Origin of the sequence: Bartonella vinsonii subsp. vinsonii (assembly GCF_902825235.1) — a bacterium.
GTDB classification, from domain to species: domain Bacteria; phylum Pseudomonadota; class Alphaproteobacteria; order Rhizobiales; family Rhizobiaceae; genus Bartonella; species Bartonella vinsonii.
On sequence record NZ_CADEAJ010000012.1, the window covers coordinates 19177 to 27695 of the forward strand.

The window sequence follows — 8519 nt, forward strand, 5'->3', positions numbered from 1 at the left end:
ATGTCGACGATTTATGATTGGTCGCTTAGAGCGTCTGAAAACACGCATGCCGATAATTTGGTTAATTGGTCAGAGGGGCAATTGCCAAGTACGATCAATAACAGTGCGCGTGGAATGATGCAGCGCATACGGGAGTGTCTATCGGATAGGGGCGGTTCGATAGAAAGCACGTTTCATATTGATCACAACCAACAAACAACGGTTATTACGCTTCAAACCAAATCACAATTTACAGAATACAAGAATGATATAGTGGTGCGCTTTAAAGCGAAGGGTAAGAATGTTGGTGCAACCACGGTTGCTTTCAACAGCTTGCCTCAGAAGCAAGTTTACAAAGCAAAAGATGGTGGCGGCGCGGTTTTGTTAGAGGGGGGAGAGATACAAAATGGCTGTATTTATACGCTTGCTTATGATGAGGTTCTTTCAGGATGGCAGCTTCTCAATCCAACACCTACACAGTCACAATTAGGTTTGGCAAATAATCCTTATCCCTCAGGCTTTATAGGGACGTTTGCGATGCAGGCATTGCCTTATGGTTGGTTGGTTTGCGATGGGAGTGCTTATTCCCGAAGCCTTTATAGTGATTTGTTTGCGGCGATAGGAACGGTTTGGGGGAGCGGTGATGGCTATCGAACATTTAATGTACCGGATTTGCGAGGGATGTTTTTACGGGGGCTTGATGATGGTCGCAATATTGATACTGGGCGTCACTTTGCAAGTGTGCAAGAGGATTTTATACAGTCGCATAAGCACGGAGGACATATGATTTCCGTTTCTCATATGGATGAAACCCAAGAGAATTTTTGGCATGGTAATGCAACGATCTTATGGGGGCATTCGCTTAATGACGCGCAAAAAACGAACGTTAGTGGCAGTTCAGGGATAAGAGAAGAGGACATTCGGAGCTATGATATCTTGGCATTGCCTTCTGAGCAATCTCAAGGACATCGTTTGACGGAATTAAGAGATGGTGAAAATGAAACGCGCCCGATCAATGTCTCTGTTGTTTTTGCGATAAAGACCTGAGGGGAACATGTCGACGATTTATGATTGGTCTTTGACGGCGTCTGAGAATGCGGGCGCCGATAGCGTTATTAATTGGTCAGAGGGTCAAGCGCCCCATACAGTAAATAACAGTGCACGTGGCATGATGCAGCGTTATCGGGAGTATTTATCAGAGAGTGGAGGAGCGATTGAGAGTGTTGTTGTTCATTTGGAGCATGAACAGACAACCATTCGCTTAACAAGCAAAACAGAATTTAGAGAGTACAAGAATGATAGAGTTGTACGCTTTAGATCAAATGGCTGGAACATTGGAGCAACCACGGTTTCGGTTAATTTATTAGAAGGTAAACCCGTTTACAAGGCGACGCAAACAGGTCTTGTCCCCCTTACAGGATCGGAAATCCAACCCAACTGTATTTATACGCTCGTGTATGATGAAGCGGTTTCAGGTTGGCAGTTGCTCAATCCAACGATCAAAACCGTTCCCTTTAGGCGTTTGCCTACGGGTTTTATAGGCAGCTTTGCCATGGAGATATTACCGGATGGGTGGTTGTTGTGTGATGGGCGTGCGTATTCACGGGACAGTTACCGTGATCTGTTTGCAACGATAGGAACTTTATGGGGGGAAGGAGATGGGGCAACAACGTTTCAGGTTCCTGATCTGAGAGGGATGTTTTTACGGGGCTATGATTATTTAGGGAATGTGGATAGAGAGCGAAGTTTTGCAAGCACGCAACAATGTAGCTTGAGGGATCATGAACATAACCTTGGGATTACGGCTTCAACCGGAAATTCTTCGAGACGTAGGCGTGATCTTTCATCTGTTGAAATTTCACATAGACAACGTCGAAGTGTGGATCCAACGAGTGAGTGTTTACGGAAGCATTCCAAATGGGATGATGTTGAGGAGTGTATCCTCTCATTAGAGAGTGAGGAAGAGAAACAAGCGCGTAAGGCAGAAAATTTACGGCGTAGAAATAAAATGAAAGGCTGTTTTGCTCCCAATTTGTGGGGGTATGAGGATCCTGATTGTTGGGGAGGGTCTTCTTCTGTTTATGATGAGGAATGTGTTGGCTTAACAGGGGATGCCTTAGAGAGATGTAATAGGGGCTTTGACGAAGCAACACAAACACCTCCATCAACTCCTACTAGAAGAAAAACACCCCACACCTCTCATCCTTTTTTTATCGCACATGATCAAAGATTTGTTCCTTATCTTATTTCCCAAGGCTTTGGAGAAGATCTAGGGGAGCATGATCATATTCTCATGACGGATAGTTATGGTGGGGCAGAAACGCGTCCACGCAATGTGTCAGTAGTGTTTGGAATTAAGACGTGAGGTTATGAAATGTTATCGAAGCCCTTTGCGATATCAGAAATAAGCGACCCGTCTCAAGTACGGGTTGTTTTGTATTCTGGCGAGCGTTTTGTGCATGCCCCGCTTAATGGAATTTTAGAATTACTCAAGGCGGATTTGAAGAGAGAATTTGAAAATAGGATCCGCTCTCTAGAGGAGCGCATACAAGTTTTAAGCACAGAGTTAGAAGAACTGAAAGAGTGTGGATTTTAAAGATCAGTTGAAATTGAGGGAGCAAGACCATGGCGATACCCTATCATACGCATGAGTATCAAGTACCAGCAGCAACGAAAGAAGAGATCATAGAGGGGACCTCTATGGATACGGTTGTTGTTCCTAAGTTGTTAGGGACGGCATCTCTTTATGCCTATGAAGCCTTTGCAACGGCAGAGCAGGGTGTCCATGCACAGCAAGCCTCGGAACGTGCAACGGCATTAGCTACGACAGCCAAGCAAACAGCAGATACAGCGAAAAGAGTTGCGGATGAGGCGAAGGAGTTGGTTGATGCATCTGCGGTCACGGCAGGGCAAGCCGTTCAAACAGTGAATGCGGTTGTTACAACAGCTAACGAGGCAAAGGCAACAGCAGAGCAGGCATTGGCAGCAGGACGTGATGCAAAAAGCAGTGCAGAGACAGCGGTTAACAACTCTCAGAGTGCGAATGAAGCAGCTTCCAGAGCAGAGACAGAGGCAACAGCAGCGAAGACCACAGCAGAAGAAGCAAAGCAGTTATCAGGAGAAGCGAAGAGCCAATCAGAGAATGCAGAGGCGTTAGCACAAGCAGCTAAAAGCGCATCAGACGAAGCGAAGCAAGGAATAGAAACAGCCAAGGCAGAAGTTTCAGGAGCAGTCTCTATTGCAAGGGAAGCCAAACAAGCGTCTGAAGGAGCAGAGAGAGGTGCCAATGAAGCAAAGCAGATGGCGACAGATGCTAAGGGGACAGCGGATGAGGTAAAATCAACGGCAGAAGCAGTTAAGAGCTTAGTAGATAAAGCAGTCTCTGATGTGCAAGATGTGAAGAATTCTGTTGCAACAGCGGTAGAAAGTTCCAATGAAGCGAAGGCAACGGCAGAAGAGGCAAAGGATGTAGCAGAGAAGGGTAAAGGAACTTCAGAAACAGCGATTTCTACAGCTAATGCAGCAAAGGTTACATCTGAAGATGCCAAACAAAAGGCAGAAGCAGCAGTTTCTAAAGCGGATCAGGCGCAACAGGTTGCGGATGAAGCGAGGCGAGTAGCCAATGAAATGAAAGCAGTAGCAGAGCAGGCGGTGAGTGTTGAGAGACAAGCAGTGCATGCACTTGATGAGTCTGTTAAGGGATTGGTCGAAGATGCCAAACAGAAGGCAGAAACAGCACAGACGTTAGCGCAAGAAGCGAAAGCAACAGCCGGTGAGGCAAAAGAAGTTGCAGATCAGGCTAAGAGTTCATCCGAAACAGCAACAGCGAGCAGTACGGAAGCTCTCACAACAGCGAATGGTGCAAAAAGCATAGCAGAGACAGCGTCTAGAACAGCTGGTGAGGCAAAGGAAACAGCGTCTAGTGCGCTCTCTGTAGCCAATGATCTTAAGCAATCGGTTGATCATGTCAAGAATACAGCGGAAGCAGCAAAAAGGACGGCAGAAGGGGCAGAACAGAAGGCATTAACAGTAGAAACGCTAGCTTCTGAAGCGAAGATGAAATCTGTCGAAGCCAAACAATCTGTAGAAGAAGTGAAGAGCACGGCAGATTTGGCAAAGAATATAGCTGATGAAGCGAAGCAATCCGGTGATGCAGCGCTCAGTGCAGCAAATGATGCGAAGAGTGCGTCAACGGCAGCTTCAAGCTTGATTGATACTGTAAAGCAAACAGCAGATGAAGCAAAGGCAGTAGCAGAGCAGGCAAAGGGTGCATCAGAAACGGCGACAGTTACAGCAAATGCATCACAAGAGACGGCATCAACGGCAAAAGCCTTGGCAACTGAAGCGAAACAAACCGCCGATGATGCCAAGCAAGCCGTTGGCGATGTGAAAGTTATAGCAGAAACAGCGGTAACCACGTACAACACATTGATTTATAATGATAATTTGCTGTTTTGCATGTTGAATTAAACCCCCGAATATTGTAAGATTTTCTCATCTCAAATCATCTTATGTTCAATCAATTAAAGTCACTTACTTGCACGTCATAAGTGGGGTTATCGTGTGGGTAAAAAACCGTTTAGAAAGGAGTAAAAATGCCTCTTATGAATCGTCTTAATGCAAGGGCTGTCGCAACATTGGGGGCTGGCAAATATAATGATGGTGCCGGCTTGTTACTTCATAAGCGTAAAGATGGGGGTGCTCAATGGCTTTATCGTTACACCATTCATGGGCGGCGTCGTGAAATGGGCTTGGGTGCCTTAAGAAATGTCTCTTTAAAAAAAGCCCGTGAATTGGCAACCCAATGGCGTTCTGTTTTACACGAGGGTCGTGACCCCATTAAAGAACGTGAGAAGCAAAAACGTGAGGCAATGCGTAATCTGCATTATTTAAAAGATATTGCTTTAGATGCTTTTGAAACGCGTAAAGCTGAATTAAAAAATGATGGTAAAGATGGAGATTGGTTTTTACCTTTAAAACTTCATATTCTCCCCCAATTAGGCTGTCTCCCTATTTCAGAGATTACACAAACAGATATACGCAATACACTTGCTCCCATCTGGCATACAAAAGCTAAAACAGCAGAGAGAGCACTAATTCGCCTTAATATTTGTTTCAAACATGCTGCTGCAATGGGTTTGGATGTTGATTTACAGGCAACAGAAAAAGCAAAAGCCTTGTTAGGAAAACAACGCCATAAAGTTAAAAACATGCCTGCTATGGATTGGAAAGAGATACCGGCTTTTTATCAAACACTTTGCCAAACAACAACCATGACACAATTGGCTTTGCGTCTGCTTATTCTTACGGGGGTTCGTACGAGCCCTTTGCGTCATATCCATAAAGATCAAATTGAAGGTGATATATGGACCATCCCTGCTGAGAATATGAAAGGAAAACGTGATGCTACAACAGAATTTCGCGTGCCTTTATCAACCGAAGCATTAGAAATTTTAAAACAAGCGCGCTTGTTGTCGCGTAATGATTTCTTTTTCTCTGCAACCGGTCGGGGTCCCCTTGGTGAAACTTGTATGTCACAATACATGAAAAAAACAGGTCTTGAAGCCTGCCCGCATGGTTTTCGTTCTAGTTTACGCGATTGGCTAGCAGAAACAACCGATGCTCCCTATGAGGTAGCCGAAACCATTCTAAGTCATGTGGTCGGTGGACAAGTAGAACGTGCCTACCGTCGTACTGATTATCTAGAACAGCGTCGTGTTTATATGGATAAATGGGCGGCTTATGTCACGGGGCAATCTTAATAGATGGGGTCTTGTACCCCATTTTTATTCCATTATCTGTGGATAACTTTCTCTCTTTGTTCTCTCATTTCGTTTCAATAAGACTCATAAATTATCAAATGAGAAAATACATCATAAAGTACTGTTTTTTATGAATAAACTTACTTTCCAATTTCAACAAAATATGGTTAATAAATGGTTATTGATTTGTTTCCATTTTTTTAGATTGAAAGGATAAGTTATGACTGAAAATGATGTTCTTCTTACAGATCGCGAAAGTGCAAAATTATTGCATATCAGCGTTTCAACATTCCGCCGTCATGTCACCAATGGATCTTTACCAAAGCCTTTAAAATTTGGTTCTTTATCGCGTTGGTTACAATCGGATTTGATGGATGTGATTGAAAAAGCAAAAACGCAACGTCAAAGTGACGCTGCATAAAAAAAACCTTGTCACATAAGGATGGACAAGGCTTTCTCTTATAAACCAATAAGAATATAGCAAAATCCATCCTGTGACGCAACGTTATAGGATGAAAAAAATGTATAATTCTATAAATGCTCGGGGCATTACAAATGCCTTGCGTGGTGTCTGGTATGGGGCTTATGGACTAGCCCATTGCCCTGCTCATGATGATAGGTCGCCTAGTTTAGCCATTTCTAATGGAAATGATGGGCGTCTCTTACTTCATTGTTATGCTGGCTGCTCTTTTAAAGAGATCATACAAGCTCTCAAAAATATCGGGTTGATTAAAAAACAGGCATGTTTTGATCACAAAACTTCTTGTTACAATCTCTCTTTCTCAAAACAGTTTTGTTGTGAAGATAACAAGGCAAAACAGAAAGTAGAGAGAGCACAAAAGATTTGGAAGCAAAGTCAACCGATTAAAGAGACCTTAGCAGAGCTTTATTTACGCAAGCGGGGCATCACTTGTAACTTGCCTCCCTAGTTTACGCTTTCATAGCAAATGTCCCCATCCCTCTGGAAAAACCATCCCCGCGTTGGTTGCTCTTGTTGAGGGTGGTGGCTCCTTTGCAATCCATAGAACCTTTTTACAAGACAATGGCTGCAAAACAGAGCAGTTACCAGCAAAAGCCATGCTGGGCTCTGTTAAGGGCGGTGCTGTGCCTTTAAGCCAAGCCAATCACCAGCATCTGGTCATTTGTGAGGGAATTGAAACAGGTCTTTCTCTGCTGTCTGGTCTGTTATCAGAGCCTGTGACTTTATGGGCGTCCCTTTCAACCAGTGGCATGATGCATGTGAATTTATCCCAATGCCAAGCCCATCTCACTGTAGCGATGGATGGCGATGATGCGGGTCGTAAAGCAGGTTTTGCCCTTGCTGCCCGTTCTTATAGCCAAGGCTTTAAAGTCTTTATCATGCAAGCTCCCGAAGGAGCGGATTACAATAATTTCTTATTAAATTATGAAAGGTAAAAAAGATGAAACAAGATGTGCAAAATAACAATGAAAATATTCCATTAAATGATAATGATCACAATAACGACAATGTCTCTTTAAAGAACCATGCTTGTTTACAAGCCATTCCTTATGAAGTGGCATTGCAACAAATTGGTTGGGGCGAATTAAAACCAATTAGCAGCGCTCTTTTACCGGTTGTGCCTTTTCAGGCTACACAAGTTCCAACAGCATTGGGAAATTATATTTATGATATTGCTGACCGTCAACAATCCCCTGTCGATTTCGTTGCCGTTTCTGCCTTGTGTGGGTTAGCAGCTCTTATTGGTAATGGAATTCGCATAGCTCCAAAACAGCATAGTAATGATTGGAAGATTGTCCCTAATCTGTGGGGTGCCATTATTGGTAATCCTTCTGCCCTGAAAACACCTGCCATGCAAGCGGCTTTAACACCTATCGCTCACCTGCAAAAGGAATGGTATCAAGAATGGAAAAAACAAAAAAAACGAGCAAAAATTGAAGAAATTCTTGAGGAGCTCAATCAGAAAGAAAAGAAAAAACAAGCTTCTAAAGCTCTTAAAAAAGGAGATTCTGAAGCTGCCCGTGCTCTTTTGTCGGAAACCCTTTCTAAAGACAATCAACAAGATGATTGCATCTCTCGTTTTATTGTCAATGATACGACGGTAGAAAAGCTTGGGGAATTACTCAATGAAAATCCCCGTGGATTATTGATGATACGCGATGAACTCTCTGGCTTTTTAACAAATATGGAACGTAAGGAATATCAAACAGACCGTGCTTTTTATTTAGAAGCTTTTAATGGGGATGGTTATTTTTTCTATGACCGTATTGGGCGTGGAACAATCTACATTTCCAATGCAACGCTCTCTATAATCGGAACAATCCAACCTACGCGTATTCTCCATTTTATCCGTCATGCTTTATATGGAAAAGGAGATGATGGTTTCTTGCAACGGTTTCAAATGATTGTGTGGCCCGATGAAAACCAAGAGTGGAAATGGAAAGATAGACCTCCCTTAAAAGATGCCTATAAAGACTATGAAGAGGTTTTTCGCTCTTTTCGGGATAAACCTTTGGGATCATCGGAACACCCGATTGTGATGCGTTTTTCTCCCGATGCACAAGAACTCTTTCGTGAATGGTGGGAAAAGCTTCATAGAGAAATCAGAAGGAATGATCTCTCTGAACCCTTACAAGCATATCTTTTAAAAATGCCCAAAACCATACCAACCCTTGCTTTGATTTTTGAACTTGTCGAAGGAGGACGTTTTGAAATCACTCTCCCTTCTCTCAAAACAGCATTGCGTTGGGAAAACTATTTGTTGAGTCATGTAAAAAGACTTTATGCTGCCGGCAATG

General features: G+C 43.4%; 7 protein-coding genes and 1 pseudogene. All 8 read left to right on the forward strand.

Features of this window, described 5'->3' with window-relative positions; translation table 11 throughout:
• The gene (locus J7R12_RS07800; protein WP_126603898.1) at positions 1–1026 is read left to right on the forward strand and encodes a phage tail protein; all 1026 of its coding nucleotides are present in this window, start codon (positions 1–3) and stop codon (positions 1024–1026) included.
• A 7-nt stretch (positions 1027–1033) separates the two neighbouring features.
• Entirely contained in the window at positions 1034–2344 is a 1311-nt protein-coding gene (locus J7R12_RS07805) for a phage tail protein (RefSeq protein WP_126603899.1), read from the forward strand.
• Between the two features lie 9 nt (positions 2345–2353).
• Positions 2354–2575: a hypothetical protein gene (locus tag J7R12_RS09070; RefSeq protein ID WP_126603900.1), complete on the forward strand. Its 222-nt coding sequence runs from the start codon at positions 2354–2356 to the stop codon at positions 2573–2575.
• A gap of 29 nt (positions 2576–2604) precedes the next feature.
• Positions 2605–4449 (forward strand): hypothetical protein, encoded by a 1845-nt coding sequence (locus tag J7R12_RS07810; RefSeq protein WP_126603901.1) that lies wholly within the window; start codon positions 2605–2607, stop codon positions 4447–4449.
• A 125-nt stretch (positions 4450–4574) separates the two neighbouring features.
• A complete protein-coding gene (locus J7R12_RS07815) occupies positions 4575–5741 on the forward strand; it encodes a tyrosine-type recombinase/integrase (protein WP_126603902.1) in 1167 nt (388 codons plus the stop codon).
• Positions 5742–5961: 220 nt separating this feature from the next.
• On the forward strand, positions 5962–6162 hold the full coding sequence (locus J7R12_RS07820; protein WP_004865796.1) for a helix-turn-helix transcriptional regulator: 201 nt from the start codon (positions 5962–5964) through the stop codon (positions 6160–6162).
• A gap of 100 nt (positions 6163–6262) precedes the next feature.
• Positions 6263–7157 (forward strand): annotated as a pseudogene (locus J7R12_RS07825) (DUF7146 domain-containing protein).
• 5 nt (positions 7158–7162) lie between these two features.
• A partial coding sequence (locus tag J7R12_RS07830) for a YfjI family protein (RefSeq protein ID WP_208439046.1) occupies positions 7163–8519 on the forward strand: 1357 nt, incomplete at its 3' end.

Bases quoted from the DNA above. Each gene is read 5' to 3' on its own strand.
- J7R12_RS07800 (WP_126603898.1), top strand. From the start codon at position 1: ATGTCGACGATTTATGATTGGTCGCTTAGAGCGTCTGAAAACACGCAT.
- J7R12_RS07820 (WP_004865796.1), top strand. From the start codon at position 5,962: ATGACTGAAAATGATGTTCTTCTTACAGATCGCGAAAGTGCAAAATTA.
- J7R12_RS09070 (WP_126603900.1), top strand. From the start codon at position 2,354: ATGTTATCGAAGCCCTTTGCGATATCAGAAATAAGCGACCCGTCTCAA.
- J7R12_RS07810 (WP_126603901.1), top strand. From the start codon at position 2,605: ATGGCGATACCCTATCATACGCATGAGTATCAAGTACCAGCAGCAACG.
- J7R12_RS07815 (WP_126603902.1), top strand. From the start codon at position 4,575: ATGCCTCTTATGAATCGTCTTAATGCAAGGGCTGTCGCAACATTGGGG.
- J7R12_RS07805 (WP_126603899.1), top strand. From the start codon at position 1,034: ATGTCGACGATTTATGATTGGTCTTTGACGGCGTCTGAGAATGCGGGC.